The organism is Pseudoalteromonas 'SMAR', from assembly GCF_048515945.1.
GTDB lineage: Bacteria > Pseudomonadota > Gammaproteobacteria > Enterobacterales > Alteromonadaceae > Pseudoalteromonas.
In genome coordinates this window covers 25,900-45,778 of the sequence record NZ_JBLWMW010000012.1, presented here as the reverse complement: position 1 = coordinate 45,778, position 19,879 = coordinate 25,900, and the positions used below count along the sequence as shown (strand labels likewise).

The window sequence follows — 19,879 nt, the reverse complement described above, 5'->3', positions numbered from 1 at the left end:
ATGATCGAGCTGCTGTTCTTACTCTTACCTGTAGCCGCCGCCTATGGTTACGTAATGGGAAAAAATAGCGCAAAGAACCAAGCGCTGGAACAAAACAGAAAAATCACCTCAGAATACAGTAAAGGCTTGAAATTCCTCTTAGACAGAGAAGAAGATCAAGGGCTTGAACACCTCATTAAACTCTTAGAAGTGTCTGCTGACTCAGTCGACCATTATCTCACGCTAGCGTCTTTGTTCAGAAAACGCGGAGAGCTCGATAGGGCAATCAAAATCCATGAACTGCTACTGAAACAGCCTAACTTAGATGCCGAAGTGGTTAAGTCGTGTCGCTTAGAATTAGCACAAGACTATATTTTAGCAGGCTTATTGGACAGTGCAGAAGAGCATCTCGTGATCTTGGTCAAAGCCGGCTTTGAAGAAGCACTGGACCCCATTTTAAACCTCTATTCGCAAACTCGAGACTGGCGCAAAGGCGTTCACATGTTTGAAGCCCATCCTGCTCTGTTTAAAAAGTCATCTCATTGTGCCACCATCGCCAACTTTTATTGCGAAGCGGGCAATCAAGAGGCAAACCCAAGTTTATTCGATAAAGCCACGGCGCTCGCCCATGAAACGGTAAGGCCATTGTACGAAATGGGCCAAGATGCGTTTAAGCAGGACGATTACGTTAAGTGCATTTACTATTGGCGCAAGCTTGTCAGTCAGTTTGTTCATATGGCGCCATTGGTATTAGAAGATCTTGAGTACTGTTATGTGCAGTTAAATATCCATGAGCAATTTTATGAGTTGATAGCCGAGCTTTTAGAGCGAGGCGGCGTGTTGATCCGAATAAAACACTGCCAAGGTTTGGTTAAGCAAGGTCATATTGAGCAAGCCATAGAGTTTCTAACTGATAGTTTAAAACGCGAGCCATCAATTAGAGGCTTTAGTTATTTACTGCAACTTATTAGCGGTAAAAATGCTAAAATAGAACACGTTTTACAAGAGATAGATAAATTAGTGACGTCTTATATCGCCACTAAACCTAACTATCAATGTAACCACTGTGGTTTTACTAGCCACACTATGTATTGGTTATGCCCTTCTTGTAAGCACTGGGAGTCACTGGCTCCAAGCCGTGGATTAGACGGTTTTTAAGTTATTGATTTGGCCAAATAGGGTTACTATGTCGACACAAGATTTAAAAAAGGTATTGATAGCGCTGGACTATGACAATGAAGCAGCCGCGTTATCATTTGTTTCTCAGCTCTCTCCTGATGAATGCCGATTAAAAGTAGGAAAAGAAATGTTCACCTACTTTGGCCCACAGTTTGTAAAAAAGTTGGTCGACCAGGGCTTTGATGTATTTTTAGATTTAAAATTTCACGATATCCCAAACACCGTCGCCAAAGCGGTGACAGCCGCCGCTGAACTTGGCGTTTGGATGGTGAATGTGCATGCCAGTGGTGGCCACGAAATGATGGCGAAAGCCAAAGCCGCATTGGCACCTTATGGTGACAAAGCGCCATTACTTATTGCGGTCACGGTACTGACCAGCATGGATCAAGGACAGTTGCTGAAGCTAGGGATTGAAAAAACACCGCAAGAGCAGGTGTTATATTTAGCTAAGTTAGCGCAAGAGTCAGGTCTTGACGGCGTCGTGTGTTCTGCTCAAGAGGCCGAATTGCTAAAATCTCAGTTAGGCTCAGAGTTTAAGCTCGTCACTCCTGGTATTCGTCCGGCTGGGAGCGATGCCGGCGACCAAAAGCGCATAATGACGCCAGAAAAAGCCATAAAAGCTGGCAGTGACTACCTTGTTATAGGCCGGCCAATTACCCAAGCTGAGGATCCTGCGGCTACTCTAAAACAGATCAATCAAACTATCACAGCAATATAAATTCATTGTTTAGGCCGCTTATGCGGCCTTTATTTTACCTGCTCTCTTGGTTTCCCTAAACTGGGAAACGTTAATCTTCCATACTAAGCGCTTATTCATTTTTGTAGCACTACATTCTAAAGTATCGATAAAACCTGCTTGCTCGGTTGGTTAAGTGAGTCAACCTAAAGCAGCTTTAATTACTTTAGAACGCTAAGCTATTTCCTTTAGCTTTAATGGAGTTAGATATGAATAAACAATGGCTTTTAGCCCCTGTGTTTGCCACAACGGGTTTATTAGTTGCCTGTGGCGGCGGCAGTAGCGACGATTCTGATAGCACCAACCCAGGCGATAATTCCAACACAGCAACACTCGAATTGACGGTACAAGGACTTCCAGAAGATGCAAGTGCTGATGTGATGATCACCGGGCCTGCAAACTATAGCCAAGCGCTTGATGGTAGTGCAAGTTTAAATGCATTAGCCACAGGCAGTTACCAGCTTTCAGCAACCCCAGTTGCGGTCAATCAAGCCATATATCAACCAGATCAAGAGTCTATCGCAATTAACCTGAGTGATAATGGTCAAGAGCGTGTTACGGTTACGTACCGCGCTGATGTTGACAGTGAGGGGGTTGTTACTGGCTTTGGCAGCGTTTTTGTCAATGGAGTGAGATATGAAACCACTTCACAGCAGCAAGCTGGCTTGAAAGTAGGCATGAAAGTGAACCTGAAAGGCAAGCAAGGGGCAGACGGTCAATTTGCAGTGGTCGACTCCATTGTTTATGACGCCACTGCCAAAGGGGTGATCAGCGCCATTGACTATGCTCAGCTCAGTTTTAGAGTGTTAGGACAAAGTTATCGCGTTGACGATAAAACGAAATTAGCACAAGACTTTACCGATTTATCGGTAGGTGATTATGTTGAGCTCAGTGCCATTCGACAAGCAGCAGAGGGCTATATTGCAACTCGCATTGAGTTAGCAGAGCAAGGGGATGAGCTGGAGTTAGAAGGGATAATCAGTGAACTTGACGAACTCGAGCAACGCTTTAATGTCGGGGAGCTCGTCATTGACTATAGCCAAGCAGAAGAAGTTGAAGGAACACTCAGTGACGGGACGATTGTGGAAATCGAAGCATCCAATGCGCCCATTGCAGGTGTACTACTTGCCGATAAAGTCGAAGTTAAAAGCGCTAGCGACAGTGCTATTGGCAGTTTAGTTAAAATCGAGGGCCTAGTGGCGGCGCTGGATGACAATACTGTCACAGTGAACGATAAAGTTATTACACTTGCACAAAGTACCCAGTTTATTAAAGGGGATCGCGGCGATCTCAGTATTAATAGTCGGGTCTATATTCTCGCGGTCAATACAGACAATGGTTTACAGGCACAGCATATCCGCTTTGACAAACGCTCAGAAATAAAAGTTGCGGGTAAAGTGCAGACCACCAATCCAGAAGAAAACACGTTTATGCTCCATGGCGTGACGTACATGGTTGATGAGTTCACACAGTATGAAGACGACTCATCAGCAGACAATCAACAACTCCGGCTAGATAACCTCAACAGCGGTGATGTCATTAAAGTTGAGGCTTTTCAATTTGAAAATAGCTATATCGTTCGTGATCTGGAAAGACTGGCGGTAGCTGGGCAACAAACTCAGCGCCAATATGAGTTAGAAGGGCGCATAGCCGCCATTGATGAGACTGAAAAAACCTTAACGATTGCCAATCAGACCGTTGTGCTTAATGGCGCGACGGAGCTCGAACTAGAGGATGAAGTCGATTTAGAAACCTTTTTACAGCAGGTTAAGGTTGGCGATGAAGTCGAAGTTGAGTACGTAGAGCAAGACCAAACTTTACTTGCTATTGCAGTAGAAGTTGAGCGCGATGACGAGGATCTCGATAATCGCGAGTTTGAACTCAATGGTGTTGTTTCTGCACTGAATCCTATTGATGGTCATTTTACTCTTGCCAATAAAATCGTGTTTTACAACCAAGATACCGAGTTTGAAGACGGGGAAATTAGCGTTGGAGACACACTTGAAGTAGAGGCTGTGCAACGAGCTGATGGTTCAATATTAGCGCTTGCAGTGGAAATCGACGGCGAAGATAAGCTGGAGCTTGAGGTCAAAGGGGTCATTTCTCAGTTTAATTCTATTAGCGACTTTGTGGTCGCGGATCAGGCCGTTGCTGCAAATGACGAAACTGAGTATCAACATGGTACGGCATCGGATCTAGCCGTTGGTGTTAGTGTTGAGGTAGAGGGCTATCTTGATGACAATAATATCCTCATCGCCGAAAAACTCGATGTCGAACGTGATGACATTGCAGAGCTTGAGATTGAAGGTACTATCCGTGAACTTGAGTCGTTAGCCGATGAAGCGTTTCGCTTCGTTATCGATGAGCAAACGGTGCAACTCAATGCGCAAACGGAATTTAAAAACGGTAATTCTGCCAAGCTTGCCAATGGTGTAGAAGTCGAAGTTGAAGGTTATTTGCAAGATCAACTTCTGATGGCCAATAAACTCGAATTTGAAGCGGTCCGCTACGTGGAAATAGAAGGACCAGTCACAGAAATTCTATCCAACACAGAAATAAAAGTGTTGGACACAAGGGTTCGTTTAACCGAGCAAAGCGAAATAAAAAATGGTTCTTGGACTGATATTGTCGTTGGTACCAACGTAGAAGTCGAAGGAGTGGTGGTCATTGAAGAGGGCGTTCGGATCATTCAAGCTGAAAAAATTGAGCTGCAAGAGGATGCATTACTCGAGCTAGAAGGACTAGTAAGTGACTATAACGATGACCACTTTACTATCAAAGGAGCTAAAGTGTTTATTACTGAAAACACGGTATTTAAACACGGTCAACGACAATCACTCGCCAATGGTGTAGAGGTTGAAGTAAAAGCAAGGCCGTTGGGTGATAAGCTAGTTGCCATTGAGATTGAATTTGAAGATTAGCAGCGCTTTTATTTAGGGCCTCGCACAGAGGCCCTAGTGGTTACAGGAAAAAGTTTAACTATGGCATGTTGACACAGATTTCATAGTACCAAACATCGGGATATGGCTGTGATACTAAAGCACCCAGGGTGAAGACATTGCCATTACTATCGGTCACGCTGTTATTGCCAATAGTGACTTCACCTTTATTAATGCCATCCCACATGAAGCGGTTAGTGCCATAACTGCTATTTTGATAGACAAATGTCTGGCCACTAAAACCAGGGTCGTTTCGTCCTTGGTTATCACCTGCAAACGCACATTGTGGTGCAATCTTATCAGCCACGAATATAAATTGGTCGAACGTTGCAATATAGCTTGACGATTGCGTGGTGCCCCAGGTTTCAAATTGCAATAAATCACCGCCACTGACGGCAAGGGAGGTTATAGCTCCTTGAGCACTTCCAGAGGTTGAAAGGTCATAAGCCGTACCATTTACTTTATAGCGAATAACGTCGCCGTATTGTCCTGCGGTAAACAATTGCATATCCCAATCAAAGAAAATCTTACCGTCTGTTGGTATAGTGATACTTGCAGTGACGCCACCGCCACCACTGGCAACGGAAGCAACCAAAGCACTGGTCGTCATGGTTGAGTTGGCAACCCCAGTAACCGACCAATTATCCGCTGCAAAGTCATTAGTAAAACCATACGTAGCACTGGGGTCGTATTCTCCACATTTAAAGTGATAACGCATGGTATTACTGGTTGGACGCTCGAGTCGCAAATAGCTAAGGACTTCACCCTGCGGGCAAGCTACCGCTTGTCTGTCAAGATAAACGGCATTACCACCGCCATCTTCGTCTGCGTTAGTAAAGTAATCCGTGAGGCCGAGGAGTTTCTTATCTCCGCATTTGTAATGATAACGGATGCTGTCGCTAGTAGGGCGCTCGAGGTGGATAAATTGCAGCGGCTTGCCTTCGCAGTTAATGGTATGTCGGTCTAAGTAAACTACATTGCCACCACCATCGTCGTTTTGGGGTGTGTAGTGCACTTCATTGGTAAAACCTGACAGTTCTGTACATTGATAATTATAGGCTATTTGTGTTGCCGATGGTCGATACAGTGCCAGTGCGCTCAAGCCATCACTGCCACAATCCAGGTAATGGCGGTCTAAGAAAATTAAGTTTCCTTGGCCATCATCGTTTGCAGGAGTCGTGAGTTGATAGTCTGCAGCAGTCACCGTAGCCGACAAACCACCGAACACTAATGCAGCGGTGAGTTTCACCCAACAGGGTATGCAGTGGCGTGGTTTTAACGCTTTATGTTGCTTTGGGTCACTAAGGTACATATTACCTATCCTTACTTGAGTTAAAAAAGCAACAAAAGGTTAGTTTTAAATTGCAAATATGTAAATTACATGTAATTACACTGGGTGTTTTAAATACACAAAATTTACAATAGTTGCAGTAACTTGTGTTAGCTGTATTACTATTATTTTAACAGTAATTGTGGACTTGAAACTCGAACGCAGCGCCCTCAGCTATAATAAAGACAAAGAGTATTACACAGTTGACCAAAGCGTAGCATTGTTATAACTAGGCTTTTGGTGAGTTGTGTCACTTCTCAAAAATAATTCACAAGAGAAGAGTAACCTTATGACGAATAAAATACGTTCTGCCATCATTGCCGAAGGAGGAGGGCAAAAAGGGATCTTCACTGCCGGCGTTTTAGATGCCTTTTTAGAAAAAAAATTCACCCCATTTGATTTAAAGGTAGGCGTGTCAGCAGGGGCACAGAACCTAGCAGCCTATTGCGCCAGAGCCAGACAATATGCCCAAACGGCCATTGAGTCCTTGACTACTGAGCAGCAATTCTTTCGCCCCGCGCGTTTTTTCACTGGTGGCAATGTGATTGACTTAGACTGGTATTTTCACCAGGTTGAACACAATGGTAAGGTTCGCTTCCCAACCGAGCCTAATAACCTTACCCCAGACAGTAATTTTTATGCGGTTGCCAGCCATCATGAATCGCTTGAGCCTCACTACTTGCATACTTGGCATGACAACATGCTCAATCATTTAAAGGCTTCCAGTGCTATTCCGTTTTTATACCGGCCCGCGGTTAAAGTACAAGGACATGGCATGATGGACGGTGGCGTTGCCGATCCACTCCCTGTACGCTGGGCACACAGTAAAGGAGCAAAAGATATCTGGGTGATTCGTACCATCGAAGCCCATGATGATGGCAAGATGCCAGTACTTGAACGGTTAAAACCCATTATGCGCAAAGTAAAGCAATCACCGCGAATGTTTGAAATGTATCAACACTATCAGAGCCGCTATGCTGATGCCGTAGAGTTTATGAATGCGCCACCTGAGGGGGTTAACGTGATACAAATTGCGCCAACTCGGCCATTGGAATCCATGATCCTAGGCTCTAGCCCTGAGACTCTAAAGTCAGATTATCAATTGGGTTTTGAACTGGGGCTAGACGCGGTAGATAAATGGCGCAAAACAGTCGAAGTGGATGCCGCAGTTTAGCAGCAAGACAATAGTAAAAGATTCATACTACAAAGCATTGCAGCTACTATCAAAGCTGCAATGCCCAGAGCTTAACGCTATTGCTTGCGGATTGATATTGAAGTGGCTTCAATATCGATTTTGCCTTGTTTAAATAGGCCGCCGATGGCCTTTTTAAAGTTGGCTTTTGAGGTCGAGAACATGCGCTTAATCGCCTCTGGATCTGACTTATCCCCAAGTGGTAGATAACCACCACTTTCTTCTAGTTTGGCATAAATGGTTTCACCTAAATCCTTTACTTTTCCGATCCCAGGCTTTTCTAGCACTATGTCTATTTTGTCTTCATCGTGGATGGTTTTGACAAAGCCTTTCATGCGTTGACCAATGTACATGCGTTTAAACACATCATTGAAAAACACCAAACCAAAATGCGCTTCATTGACGATAACTTTATAGCCTAAATCGGTCTTGGCGGCGACAATGAGGTCCACTTCCTCAAACTTGCCGTATGTTGGGGTCGATTTATTTAAAAATTTCCCTAACGCACTGGAAGCACAAATACGCTGACTTGCTTTATCAAGGTAAAGGCGTACCAAATAGCTATAGCCATCGCGCATTTTTGGTTTTTGTTCATTGAAAGGCGCTAACACGTCTTTTTCAATGCCCAAATCCATAAACGCGCCCACTTTGTTAATTTCTTTCACCCGCAGCAAGGCAAATTCACCTACTTGCGCCAGTGGCTTTTTGGTGGTGGCAGTGGCATGGCCAAGGTTGTCGAGATAGATGAATACCTCAACGGAATCGCCTTCCTCACAGTGGGTTGGGACCTCTGTGCGAGGTAAAAATACGTCACCAAGCTCACCGCCATTTAAATAAGCACCTTCAGCGCTAAGTTCTTCGATGGTGAGCAGTTTAATTTCGCCTAACATGATTATTCCTCATCGCTTTGTGGTTTGGGTTTACGGCGTAGTGGCATTGAACCATCAATATCGATAGGTGGTGCAATGGGCTTTTTCACTACCGGCTTGTTAGGCTTTTTCGCCTTGGGCTTACGCTTAGGTTGATCTGCCTCTTTTACTGGGCGTTTTTTACTTTGCTGTGGCTTTTGCTTAAAGCCTTTAAATTTGCCTACTAGCTCTGGTATTTCTTTAAATGGCAATGGCTCATCAAGATAATTTTTGATGGCTACATAACTGTCCCAGTCTTTTGGTCCCACTAAAGAGATTGCAGAGCCTTTGAAGCCAGCACGACCAGTACGGCCAATTCTATGGACATACTCTTCGGCTTGTTTAGGTAAGTCAAAGTTAATCACGTGCGTAACCGACAACAGATCCAGACCACGTGAGGCCACATCTGTGGTGACCAACACTTTATAGATACCACGACTAAAACTATCCATAATATCTAGACGTTTGTTTTGTGGCATCTCACCAGACAAAGCAATGGCCTTAATACCCATGTCATTTAATAGCTTACTTAAACGCTCTGTGTCGTTACGTGTTGCGGTAAAAATAATCCCTTGGCCGAGATCGTCTTGGCTTATAAAGTGTTTAAGCAGGGCTTCTTTATGATCTAAGTGATCGGCAAAATAGACTGCCTGTTTGATGTCCTCGTGTTGCTGGTGGGCATTACTTAGCATAATACGCTTTGGTGAACGCAATAATTGCCTAGAAGAGGCGTCGACTTGTTTATGATCTAACGTCGCCGAAAAGAGTAAGGTTTGTCGTTGACGGTGATCGGCTGAGTCATTAATCACGTCGAGCTGCTGTTCAAACCCTAAGTCAAACATTCTGTCGGCTTCATCAAAGATTAACAACTCTAGACCACTGAGGTATAACGAGCGGTTCTCTATGTGATCGGCAATTCGCCCTGGCGTACCAATGACAAAGTGCGGGTCTTTGCGTAATGCCTTGACTTGGTCATTGTAGTTTTCCCCGCCCAGAACCTTACATACTTGAATATTGCTACCGGCACATAAAGCGCGGCATTCAGAAAATACTTGAGTAGCCAATTCACGAGTCGGGGCAACAATCACAACCCGGGGATCACGTTTACTTAGCGCTTTGTTTTTCATTACTCGTTGCACCGCCGGTAATAAAAACGCCAAGGTTTTCCCGGAACCGGTTTTCGACTGTGCGAAAACGTCATGTCCTGCTAATGCCGTTGGGATGGCGTGCGCTTGGATCTCGGTCGGTTCCGTGATCCCTTGGTGGGCTAGCTGTTGTTCTAGGCGCGAGTCAATCCCAAGTTCAGTGAATCTCAAGTCAATTTCTCCAAGTCTTGAATTTTAATAACACGCAATTATACCAAAGCATAGACCCTCTCGGATATAGCATTTGTGTTTTTTGCATTTCAAGTAAAAATCCGTAAAATACGCGCCTCAGCGCCGGGTTTGCGACTCGGTTTTCAAGTTTTACATGTCGTGGTGTTTGATATGTAAGCGAAACAAAGCTTAAAACTAGGAAATATCAATGTCAGAACAATACGTTGTTTGTGCTATGTACAAGTTTGTCTCTTTACCAAATTACCAAGAGATCAGACAGCCTCTTTTAAATGTGATGGAAGTCAACGAAGTACGCGGCACGCTATTACTTGCCGAAGAAGGCATTAATGGTACGGTTGCGGCTAAGCGTGAAGGTATCGATGCACTGCTTGCGTGGCTCGACAAACAGCCCGGCTTAGAAAACATAGTCACCAAAGAATCCTTCGATGAAACCTGTCCTTTCTATCGCACCAAGGTAAAACTGAAAAAAGAAATCGTTACTATGGGTGTGCAGGGCATCGACCCTAAAGAAGTGGTGGGTACCTATGTCAAGCCACAAGAATGGAACGACCTGATCTCCGACCCTGATGTTGTTCTGGTTGATACTCGTAATGATTATGAAATTGAGATTGGTACGTTTAAAAACGCCATCGATCCGAAAACGAAAACTTTCCGCGAATTCCCAAAGTGGGCAAAAGAGAATCTCAATCCAGAGCAACACAAAAAAGTGGCGATGTTTTGTACCGGAGGTATTCGCTGCGAAAAGTCAACGGCTTACATGAAAGAGCAGGGCTTTGAAGAGGTGTATCATCTTGAAGGTGGAATATTGAAATACCTTGAAGAAGTGCCAAAAGAAGAAACCATGTGGGAAGGGGAATGCTTTGTGTTTGATAACCGCGTTGCGGTTGATCACGATCTAAACAAAGGCTCATACGACCAATGTCATGCTTGCCGTATGCCGATTACGGAAGACGAAAAGCAAAGTGATGAATACATGGAAGGGGTGTCTTGTCACCACTGCTATAAAGACTTAACCGCTGAGCAAAAGGCACGTTTTGCTGAACGGCAAAAACAAATTGAATTGGCAAAACAACGCGGCGAAGGTCACATAGGCCACGAAGCGCAAGAAGCCATACGCAAACGTAAAGAAGAAAAATTGGCGCAAAAAGAAGCGCAGCGAAAATCCAGCTAATCAATAGCGTTAATAAGGGCCTTCGGGGCCCTTTTTTATTATCTCTGTAAACCAGATTGGCTGTGGTTGCCGTTGTAATAATGACAGTGAGGCATTGAAAACTAAAAACACAATTATTACTGGCATGGTCGTAGCAGTGTTGGTTATAATTCGCCCCAAAATTGCAATCGAGGCGTAGTAAAAGGTGCAGCAGGTTCACTTCACAACTCAACATTTAATCGCGCAACAGGCTCAGTCTATCAAGACCGCCGCAGAGTTATTGACTCAAGGAGAGTTAGTGGCGGTTGCCACAGAGACAGTGTATGGTCTGGCTGCGGATGCGCGACAACCTGAAGCGGTGAAGAAAATTTTTGCCGCCAAGGGACGTCCTGCCGATCATCCTCTGATTGTGCACGTTGAAAACGCAGCTGAGGTAACCAAGTGGACGGAAAGCTTACCTGGCTATTTTAATGCCTTAGCTACGGCTTTTTGGCCTGGGCCGCTCACCATAGTGGCTAAAAAAGCAGCGCACGTCAGCAGTATTGTGACTGGTGGTCATGATACCGTGGGTATTCGGGTGCCGAACCACCCAGCAATGCAAGCTTTGTTGGCACAAGTAAAAACAGGCTTAGCAGCGCCTTCAGCCAATCCATATAAAAAAATAAGCCCAACTACTGCTGAGCAAGTGTTGTTTGGGTTAGACTCGAAAATTGCCGCGGTGCTTGATGGCGGCCCCTGTGAAGTGGGTTTAGAGTCGACTATCCTTGATATTAGCGGTGAGGCTCCGCGAATATTGCGTGCTGGACCAATAACCAAGCAGCAGCTCGAATCCGTATTGGCTGTGGAAGTTGCAGAGCCTGCAGTGCATAGTGTTGCTGTGCCTGGTAACGTAAAAGCGCACTATCAACCCAACAAAAAGCTCACGCTTGTTGACAGCCCACAGTTAATTGACACATTGCGCGCTGGGGTAGCGACAAACACAGGCATACTGTTTTACAGCCAAGCTGTGGCAAACACCATTGCCGCGACACAACCGCCTGGTCATTTGATTGATTTGAAATTAGCGCAACATAAGCCTGCTTATGCTCAAGGTTTGTATTATGGTTTGCACCAGTTAGATCAATCTAATGCCGTTGAAATCCTATTAGAAGCACCACCGAAAACGCCTGAGTGGCGCGATGTTAATGACCGATTAATGCGTGCCGCGGCGCAATAATAACCAAAACGCGTGCTTATAAGGCGCGCGTTCTTTACATAACTTTACCTTACTTTACATATGCTTATCTGCTTAACAAGCCTTTTATCCCTGATCCTGTAATTTATCGCAACTTAACTGTGAGCTATCGAATAATTAATCTCGTATTGACCACTATACTGATACACTTAATACAGCAAAAACAATTCACAAATACAAGGTAAGTATGTCGACTTTCAAATCTACGTTATTGCTTACGGTGTTGCTTTTTGTTAGCACAACACTGTATGCCAGACCCGCTCAGGTTATTGCTGAGCCATTGCAGTTTGAGCGCAGTAGCCAACGCATTGAGGTGGTGGGAAACTCCGAAGCACTACAATCGGTAACCCTATATCCAGCCATAGGGGATCGGGTGACTGCGGTGCACTTTAAACCCGGCGACCAAGTTAAAGCAGGCCAGTTGCTAGTGGAATTAGACTCGCGGCGGCAAAAGGCGGCATTACAGGAAGCTAAAATCCTGTTAAAAGATGCCCAGCGGACGGTTGACCGGCTCACTGACAGTCAAAAACGCGGCGCAGTGCCAGTCAATGAATTAGACCAAGCCATCACTCAGCGGGATTTAGCTCAAGTGGCAGTTACCCAAGCTGAAAATGAATTACAAGACCGCCATGTGGTCGCCCCTTTTGATGGAGTAATGGGCCTAACGGATGTTGAAGTGGGAGATAGAATAACCACCCAAACAGCCATTGCCACCATCGACAACTTTAACCAACTGTATGTTCAGTTTGCAGCCCCCGAGTCGGCATACTCGATGTTAGAGCAAACCCAGCAGGTGATGCTGACACCATGGAATGACGGTCAAACCAAAATTGCCGCCGAGATAGCTCAGGTCGACTCTCGGATAAACCCCAGCGATCGCACGTTACGAGTTAAAGCGGTGTTTAATAACCAAAACCAAGCCTACCTACCTGGGATGAGTTTTCGCGTGGCACTGACATTACAAGGTGAGGAATACGCCGTTATACCAGAAGCGGCGTTACTCTGGGGAGCCACTGGTCCTTATGTCTGGAAAGAAGTGGACGGTAAAGCGAAGCGCATCGATGTTAAAATACAACAACGTTTAGCCGGTCGATTATTGGTTGAAGGGGATCTGGCCGCCCAAGAAATGTTGGTTGTTGAGGGCGTTCAGCGACTGAGAGCAGGTCAAGAGTTGGCAATCAATAACGCGATAGCGAAGGATTAGTCATGACCAAGCCGGATATTTCACAAATACAAGATCTTCCATCAATGGCGATCCGTCGCCCGGTTCTAATAGTAGTATTAAATCTGCTTATCATTATTGCTGGTATTGCTGCTTTAGCTGGCGTAGAAGTCAGAGAGCTGCCCGATGTCGATAGGCCGCGCTTGACGGTATCGGCTTCATTTCCAGGTGGCTCGCCAGAAACGGTTGATACCGAAGTGACCAGTAAGCTCGAGGGCGCTGTAGCTCGAGTCAGTGGGGTGAAAACCATCCGAGCGCAAAGTGAAGAAAACAGTGCTCGGATCGTGGTGGAGTTTCGTCCAGGAGTCAACTTAGACGATGCCGCTAACGAAACCAGGGAATCGGTATCACGAGTGCAACGTGATTTACCTGAGGAGGTTGAGCGGGTATCAATCATTAAAGCAGACAACGATGCTGAAGCCGTGGTATCTCTGACGGTGAGTAGCAGTTCATTGACCCTTGAAGGGTTAACAGAGCGGGTCGAAAAAGATTTGGCCCCGCAATTTTTAACCATTCCAGGGGTAGCAGATGTCAGGCTCAATGGTGACCGTGAACGAGTGCTACGGGTAAGGATTGATCCATTAAAACTCACCAGCTACAACCTCACAGTCCCAGATATCGCACAAGTGTTGCGCCAAGCGCCCTTTGATGTGCCTGCGGGCAGTTTAAAATCCGACGACCAACAAGTGATTGTTCGTGCCGATGCGACATCGATTACCGCAGAGCAGGTGGGTAACATCATTATTCGCGGGGATACTCGTATCGCCGATGTCGCTTCTGTGTACTTTGGACCGGCAGACCCACGTTCTATGGTGCGTTTAGATGGTGAGCCGGTGATTGGCCTTGAGATTATTCGCCAAGCACAGTCCAATACCATAGAGATATCTGATGAAGTATTGGCCTTGGTAGAAAAGAGCAAGGTGCGGTTTCCCGATCTAGAGCTCTTTGTCACCGCAGACGATGCCCAGTTTATCCGCAGCTCAGTAGACGAAGTTCTGAACTCATTACTTATCACTATTTTATTGGTTATTTTCACTCTCTGGGTGTTTATAGGCTCATGGCGCGCTACATTAATTCCTGCCTTTGCTATCCCTGTTGCCTTGGTTGGTTCATTGGCGTTAATTTGGGGCTTAGGCTTTTCGGTTAACATACTTACGCTATTGGCGCTGGTGTTGGCCACTGGGTTAATCGTCGATGATGCCATTGTGGTGAGCGAAAACATCCAACGCCGTCGTGGCGAGGGGATTGGCCGTCGAGCCGCGGCAGTTCTAGGGACTCGAGAGGTATTTTTTGCGGTTGTGGCTACCACTGCGGTGTTGGCTGCGGTGTTTATTCCCATTGCCTTTTTACCCTCAACCGCGGGTAAGTTATTCCGTGAGTTTGGTGGTGTGTTGGCGGGGGCTGTGATCATATCCTCTTTCGTAGCCTTATCTTTGGTGCCGGCGTTAACGTCAAAGCTGAAGTTAAAGCAAGACGGCAAAAAACACCTATTTTCGAGTCTTGGCAATTCATTGGCGGGTGTTTATCAGCGCAGTATCCACTGGGTGTTAAGTCATGCTTGGCTTACCCTTGGCGTATTCATTATGATTGCCGGCGCGTCCGGTGCGCTCTATAGCCAATTAGACAATGAGTTACTGCCAACAGAAGATCGCGGCAAAATCAGAATTTTTGCCCGCGGCCCAGATGGCGTTGGCTTAAACTTTATGGACCGCCAAGCGAAGCAAATGGAAGACATACTATTACCCTTTGTAGAAAGCGGTGAAATAGAGTCGATTTATACGGTAGTGGGGCAATGGGACCCAAATATTGTCTTTATTACTGTGCCTTTGAAGCATTGGGATGAGCGGCATTTCTCACAGCAAGAAATCATCGACAAAATCCGAGGGCCACTTGGCAATATTCCAGGGGCACCGGCACGGGCTTTTGGCGCCAACAGCTTAAATTTACGTGGCCAAGGAGGCGGCATTGAAATTGCGCTTTTAGGTAATGACTACTTAGAAATATTCAAAGCGGCGCAAAGTTTTGCTGCAGCGGTTGAACAGCAAATGCCTGAAGTGGCGCCCGTGCAAATTTCCTATCAGCCTTCGCAACCACAGTTACGAGTGAATATCGATAGGCGCAGAGCTGAAGAGCTTGGCGTGAGTTTAAGTGATATTTCCACCACGCTTAGAGCGGCTATCAATGGCGATGATATTGCAGACCTTAATGTCGGCGATCAATCGATCCCAATTATGTTGCAGTCGCAAAATCATACTATTAAAGATCCCAGTGATTTAGCCAATTTATACGTTGGTGGCCGTGATGGTAATCTAGTGCCACTAAGCAGCTTGGCAGTGATTGTTGAGGAAGGTGTGGCAGCTGAGCTGGAGCGGCATGCACAGCGACGCAGTATTGAAATTGATATGAAACAACCTGAAGACATGCCAATGGCTGAGGTAGTCAATAAACTACGGCAACTGGCTGATCAGGAGTTACCTGATAGCGTGACATTGGCATTCAAAGGCGAGGCATTAACGTTTGAAGAAACCGCAAACGAAGTGATGTTAACCTATGTTTTGGCGTTCGTTATTGTGCTATTGGTTTTGGCCGCACAATTTGAGAGCGTTAATAGCGCCGTGGTGGTGATGATCACGGTGCCGTTTGGCATTACCTCGGCTATTTTAGCGCTATACCTTACTGGCACATCGTTGAATATCTATTCCCAGATAGGCTTGGTGATGTTAATTGGTCTTATTGCAAAAAATGCCATCTTGCTGGTGGAGTTTGCTGATCAGCTCAGGGATAAAGGTCGCACTGTCCGTGAAGCGGTGGAGCAAGCGGCAATCATTCGTTTAAGACCTATTATGATGACCCTAGTTTCTACCTTACTCGGGGCGCTGCCATTGATTTTATCGGTTGGCGCTGGCGCTGAGTCGCGTAATGCCATTGGTTGGGTGGTGTTTGGCGGACTTGGTTTGGCGGTGTTATTTACCCTTTACCTCACACCTGTGGTTTATTTGGGATTAGCACGATTTACCAAGCCTAGAGCCGATGAAACCAAAATGTTGGTCAATGAGCTAGATAAAGCAGACAGTTAGAACTGAGACCTGTACACTGTTAACAATAAGCGCGGCTTTGGCTGCGCTTTTTTTATGCAGCCATTAATGTGGCGCTAACGGCTTAAATGATAAATTGAACTGAACTTTTTATTATCAAAACTGTCAGAGCCGATGTGGTTGTTTTATAGCCAGTAAATTTGCTACTCTTAAGCAGTAAATCCTGTTTTCTATAACAATAAGAATAAACCAGCTAATTGAAAGAAGAAGTGCCATGGGTAATTTATTTTTAAAAGAGCGGGAAAATTGGACAGCTTGGATTATATGGAGCCTAATTGGTTGCGCGGCAACCATAGCGCTTTCCAATTACACAAGCCAAACCTGGATGGGTTTAATTGCACCTATTGCAATTGTAGGTTTGCTAACAACATGGATGAGTTACACTAAGCGGTTTGATTTTTCGCGTGCGTTCAAAGTATTGAGCACAGTGGTATTGGTGTCGTCAATACCGGTTATTGTGGAAAAAGCCTTGCCTGCCAAAAATACGGTAGTCGGTGTAATTGACTCTGGGATAATCGTTATCGCCATGGTCGTGGCCTCGTGTGTGTTCGCATTTTTAGCCAAAAGGCCAAAACAGTATTACTAGAATACCTAAATTGGCGCAAATTTCATGCAACTAAGTACAGTTTTTTAAAATAGTGCTTTACTTTTTTTCGTTCTCTGCATAAAATGCGCGCCAACAACGGAGAGATGGCTGAGTGGTTGAAAGCACCGGTCTTGAAAACCGGCATACGTTAATAGCGTATCTAGGGTTCAAATCCCTATCTCTCCGCCACCTCATTCCCAAAACCGCCTCTAATTGGCGGTTTTTTTCGTTTGGAGCGTGTATGTCAGTAGTTAATAATATCAGAGTCATCAAGCACAGTTCATTGTGGATTGGTTTTAGTTATTTCTACTTAAGTGGCCTAACCATGGCATTAACACTTTCTATTGACGCTCAAGCGGAGCCCAGCTTAGTCACCTTGTTATTACATGCCTTTTTATTTAACTGCTTGGTCGGGCATTTAATCACCAAATATGAAACCCGGTGGCCGTATTTAGCCAGTGTGGTGATTGCCTTAATGGCAATCGTTGGCTTTGGTCACTATTTTATTGGTTCACTGAGTCATTACAGTGATGAAATGAACTTAGGCCTGGTGTTATTACTTCCTTTTGCTACTTATGTCATGGATAAGATAAAAGACTATGCTGAGCAGAGCGTTAAGTAATTTTTACCTTTGCCAAGCAAATTATCATTTAAGTTCTTTCCTGTATTACTTCGCTGCTCGATAAACCAGCAACCACGGTATCTTGCAGCCACTGCTTGTGATATAATCGCAACTTCATCTTTAAGCAAAAATATGGAAAGAGTATGTCTCAATTCAACACAGACGCAGAGAAAGCAAGTTACGGTATTGGTTTACAAATGGGTGAACAGCTAAAAGCCAACCCTTTTGAAGGCCTTAACCTAAACTCAGTATTCGAAGGCATGAAAGATGCTTACGCTGGCGAAAGCTTCCGCGTTGAAATCCCTGAGATCCAAGCAGCATTTGAAAAAATTAACGCTGAAATTCAAGCTCGTCGCGAAGAAGAAGCAAAAGTATTGGCTGCTGAAGGTTTAGCGTTCCTAGAAGAAAATGCTAAGCGTGCAGAAGTAACTGTTACTGAGTCTGGTTTGCAATACGAAGTTGTTGAAACAGGTGATGGTGATAAACCAGCTGAAGATTCAAAAGTACGTGTTCATTATCACGGTACTCTTATCAATGGCACTACGTTCGACAGCTCTTATGAGCGCGGCCAGCCAGCAGAATTCCCAGTAAATGGCGTGATCAAAGGCTGGACTGAAGCATTGCAGATGATGACTGCAGGTTCAAAATGGCGTTTATATGTACCGCATGAACTGGCTTACGGTGAGCGCGGCGCTGGTGCAGCAATCGCACCTTTCTCAACACTGGTATTTGATGTTGAGCTATTAGACGTACTTTAATCGTCTATCTTAGGATGAGTCCTTAGCGACTCATCCTACGCCATATTATTTCAGATCTTACCTCTATCCCTGACTTATTCCCCCGACATTTGCCATAGCCCCTTAATACCAATTCGCTTAATTAAGTGGTATCAGCCATAAAAAAAGCCCCCAATTGGGAGCTTTAAAAAGTCGTATGTTGCCAGTTTAGTAGGTGGCACTGCCTTTAGTACGTGGGAACGCGATCACGTCACGTACGTTACCCATGCCGGTTACATAGGCAACTAAGCGTTCAAAGCCCAAGCCAAAACCAGAGTGTGGTACTGTGCCATAGCGACGTAGATCACGATACCAGCTGTAATCTTCTTTGTTTAAGCCCATTTCTTCTAAACGCGTATCAAGCACATCAAGGCGTTCTTCACGTTGTGAGCCACCAATGATTTCACCAATACCAGGTGCTACTACGTCCATTGCTGCAACGGTTTTACCATCTTCATTCTGGCGCATATAAAATGCTTTAATGTCGCGAGGGTAGTTCTTAATAACCACAGGTGCATTAAAGTGCTCTTCGGCTAAATAACGCTCGTGCTCAGACTGTAAGTCCACGCCCCATGCAACAGGGAACTCGAACTTTTTGCCGCAGTTTTCTAAAATGGTAATGGCGTCGGTGTAGTCCACTTGTGCGAAATCTTTTTCGATGAAAGCCTCTAAGCGGTTGATGGCGTCTTTTTCAATGCGTTGTGCAAAAAACTCCATGTCGTCGCGACGCTCGTCAAGGACCGCTTTGAACACATACTTCAGCATGTTCTCAGCAAGGGCGGCAATATCATCTAAATCAGCAAATGCCACTTCCGGCTCAACCATCCAAAACTCGGCAAGGTGGCGAGAGGTGTTCGAGTTTTCAGCACGGAAAGTAGGGCCAAAGGTGTAAATTTTTGATAGTGCGCTGGCGTAAGTTTCGCCATTGAGCTGACCTGATACGGTTAAGAAGGCTTCTTTACCAAAAAAGTCTTCTCTGTAATCGATATCACCTTTGTCAGTGCGTGGCAGATTGTTCATGTCTAAGGTTGAAACCCGGAACATTTCACCTGCGCCTTCGCAGTCACTGGCTGTAATGATTGGGGTGCTGATCCACTGGTAACCATTTTCATGGAAGAAGCGGTGGATTGCTTGTGAAAGACAGTTACGAACGCGAGTAACGGCACCTATGACGTTGGTACGAGGGCGCAAATGCGCGTGCTCGCGAAGGTATTCAATGCTGTGACGTTTCGCCGCCATAGGGTAAGAGTCTGGGTTTTCTACCCAGCCAAGCACTTCCACGCTATTGGCTTGAATTTCAAATGACTGACCTTTACCTTGTGATGGCACCAAAACGCCAGTCACGGCCACTGAACACCCAGCAGTTAGACGAGTCACTTCGTCATAATTATTCAGCGAATTAGGGACTACGGCTTGAATTGGGTCAAAACAAGAACCGTCATGGACGGCTAGAAATGAAATGCCTGCTTTAGAATCACGTCGTGTACGGATCCAGCCTTTGATTGTAACCTGGCTATCAACCGCAACGGTGCCTGCTAGTAGCTCCGTTATCGCTGTGTGGCTCATCTTTACTCCAAATGAATTTATTTATTAT

The 19,879-nt window shown here is 45.3% G+C and carries 15 protein-coding genes and 1 tRNA gene; 11 read left to right on the top strand and 5 right to left on the bottom strand.

Annotation, left to right across the window (positions count from 1 at the left end; genetic code table 11):
* The 3 genes from ACNKW2_RS07340 to ACNKW2_RS07330 all read left to right on the top strand — a co-directional run bounded on the left by ACNKW2_RS07340 (position 1) and on the right by ACNKW2_RS07330 (position 4,815).
* On the top strand, positions 1-1,137 hold the full coding sequence (locus tag ACNKW2_RS07340; RefSeq protein ID WP_419147972.1) for a lipopolysaccharide assembly protein LapB: 1,137 nt from the start codon (positions 1-3) through the stop codon (positions 1,135-1,137).
* 28 nt (positions 1,138-1,165) lie between these two features.
* Positions 1,166-1,876, top strand: coding sequence for an orotidine-5'-phosphate decarboxylase (gene pyrF / locus ACNKW2_RS07335; RefSeq protein WP_419147971.1), 711 nt, complete (start codon positions 1,166-1,168; stop codon positions 1,874-1,876).
* Positions 1,877-2,103: 227 nt separating this feature from the next.
* Positions 2,104-4,815, top strand: coding sequence for a DUF5666 domain-containing protein (locus ACNKW2_RS07330; RefSeq protein ID WP_419147970.1), 2,712 nt, complete (start codon positions 2,104-2,106; stop codon positions 4,813-4,815).
* 58 nt (positions 4,816-4,873) lie between these two features.
* On the opposite strand, the gene ACNKW2_RS07325 is transcribed toward ACNKW2_RS07330, so the two are convergent.
* Positions 4,874-6,145, bottom strand: coding sequence for a hypothetical protein (locus tag ACNKW2_RS07325; protein ID WP_419147969.1), 1,272 nt, complete (start codon positions 6,143-6,145; stop codon positions 4,874-4,876).
* A 307-nt stretch (positions 6,146-6,452) separates the two neighbouring features.
* Here ACNKW2_RS07325 and ACNKW2_RS07320 point away from each other — a divergent pair, with 307 nt between their 5' ends.
* The gene (locus ACNKW2_RS07320) at positions 6,453-7,337 is read left to right on the top strand and encodes a patatin-like phospholipase family protein (RefSeq protein WP_419147968.1); all 885 of its coding nucleotides are present in this window, start codon (positions 6,453-6,455) and stop codon (positions 7,335-7,337) included.
* Positions 7,338-7,414: 77 nt separating this feature from the next.
* Here the strand turns inward: ACNKW2_RS07320 and ACNKW2_RS07315 are convergent, their stop codons facing one another.
* Together ACNKW2_RS07315 and ACNKW2_RS07310 are read right to left on the bottom strand one after the other, a co-directional pair.
* Positions 7,415-8,245: a CvfB family protein gene (locus ACNKW2_RS07315; RefSeq protein WP_419147967.1), complete on the bottom strand. Its 831-nt coding sequence runs from the start codon at positions 8,243-8,245 to the stop codon at positions 7,415-7,417.
* A 2-nt stretch (positions 8,246-8,247) separates the two neighbouring features.
* Positions 8,248-9,579, bottom strand: coding sequence for a DEAD/DEAH box helicase (locus ACNKW2_RS07310; RefSeq protein ID WP_419147966.1), 1,332 nt, complete (start codon positions 9,577-9,579; stop codon positions 8,248-8,250).
* Positions 9,580-9,787: 208 nt separating this feature from the next.
* Between ACNKW2_RS07310 and trhO the strand changes: the two genes are divergently transcribed.
* The 4 genes from trhO to ACNKW2_RS07290 all read left to right on the top strand — a co-directional run bounded on the left by trhO (position 9,788) and on the right by ACNKW2_RS07290 (position 16,283).
* Complete coding sequence (gene trhO, locus ACNKW2_RS07305; RefSeq protein ID WP_419147965.1) at positions 9,788-10,771, top strand: oxygen-dependent tRNA uridine(34) hydroxylase TrhO; 984 nt, start codon at positions 9,788-9,790, stop codon at positions 10,769-10,771.
* A 184-nt stretch (positions 10,772-10,955) separates the two neighbouring features.
* Entirely contained in the window at positions 10,956-11,966 is a 1,011-nt protein-coding gene (locus ACNKW2_RS07300; protein WP_419147964.1) for an L-threonylcarbamoyladenylate synthase, read from the top strand.
* A 205-nt stretch (positions 11,967-12,171) separates the two neighbouring features.
* Complete coding sequence (locus ACNKW2_RS07295) at positions 12,172-13,188, top strand: efflux RND transporter periplasmic adaptor subunit (RefSeq protein ID WP_419147963.1); 1,017 nt, start codon at positions 12,172-12,174, stop codon at positions 13,186-13,188.
* 2 nt (positions 13,189-13,190) lie between these two features.
* Positions 13,191-16,283, top strand: a complete 3,093-nt coding sequence (locus ACNKW2_RS07290) for an efflux RND transporter permease subunit (protein WP_419147962.1) — start codon at positions 13,191-13,193, stop codon at positions 16,281-16,283.
* Positions 16,284-16,679: 396 nt separating this feature from the next.
* Here ACNKW2_RS07290 and ACNKW2_RS07285 read toward each other — a convergent pair whose 3' ends face one another.
* The gene (locus ACNKW2_RS07285; RefSeq protein WP_419147961.1) at positions 16,680-16,829 is read right to left on the bottom strand and encodes a hypothetical protein; all 150 of its coding nucleotides are present in this window, start codon (positions 16,827-16,829) and stop codon (positions 16,680-16,682) included.
* A gap of 156 nt (positions 16,830-16,985) precedes the next feature.
* Between ACNKW2_RS07285 and ACNKW2_RS07280 the strand changes: the two genes are divergently transcribed.
* From ACNKW2_RS07280 to ACNKW2_RS07270, 3 genes are all read left to right on the top strand, one after another.
* Positions 16,986-17,076, top strand: a tRNA-Ser gene (locus ACNKW2_RS07280).
* Between the two features lie 52 nt (positions 17,077-17,128).
* Entirely contained in the window at positions 17,129-17,509 is a 381-nt protein-coding gene (locus ACNKW2_RS07275) for a hypothetical protein (protein WP_419147960.1), read from the top strand.
* 143 nt (positions 17,510-17,652) lie between these two features.
* Entirely contained in the window at positions 17,653-18,267 is a 615-nt protein-coding gene (locus ACNKW2_RS07270; protein WP_336566362.1) for a BamJ family beta-barrel-assembly machinery protein, read from the top strand.
* Between the two features lie 186 nt (positions 18,268-18,453).
* Here ACNKW2_RS07270 and asnS read toward each other — a convergent pair whose 3' ends face one another.
* The gene (gene asnS / locus ACNKW2_RS07265; protein ID WP_419147959.1) at positions 18,454-19,851 is read right to left on the bottom strand and encodes an asparagine--tRNA ligase; all 1,398 of its coding nucleotides are present in this window, start codon (positions 19,849-19,851) and stop codon (positions 18,454-18,456) included.
* Positions 19,852-19,879: the final 28 nt, after the last annotated feature.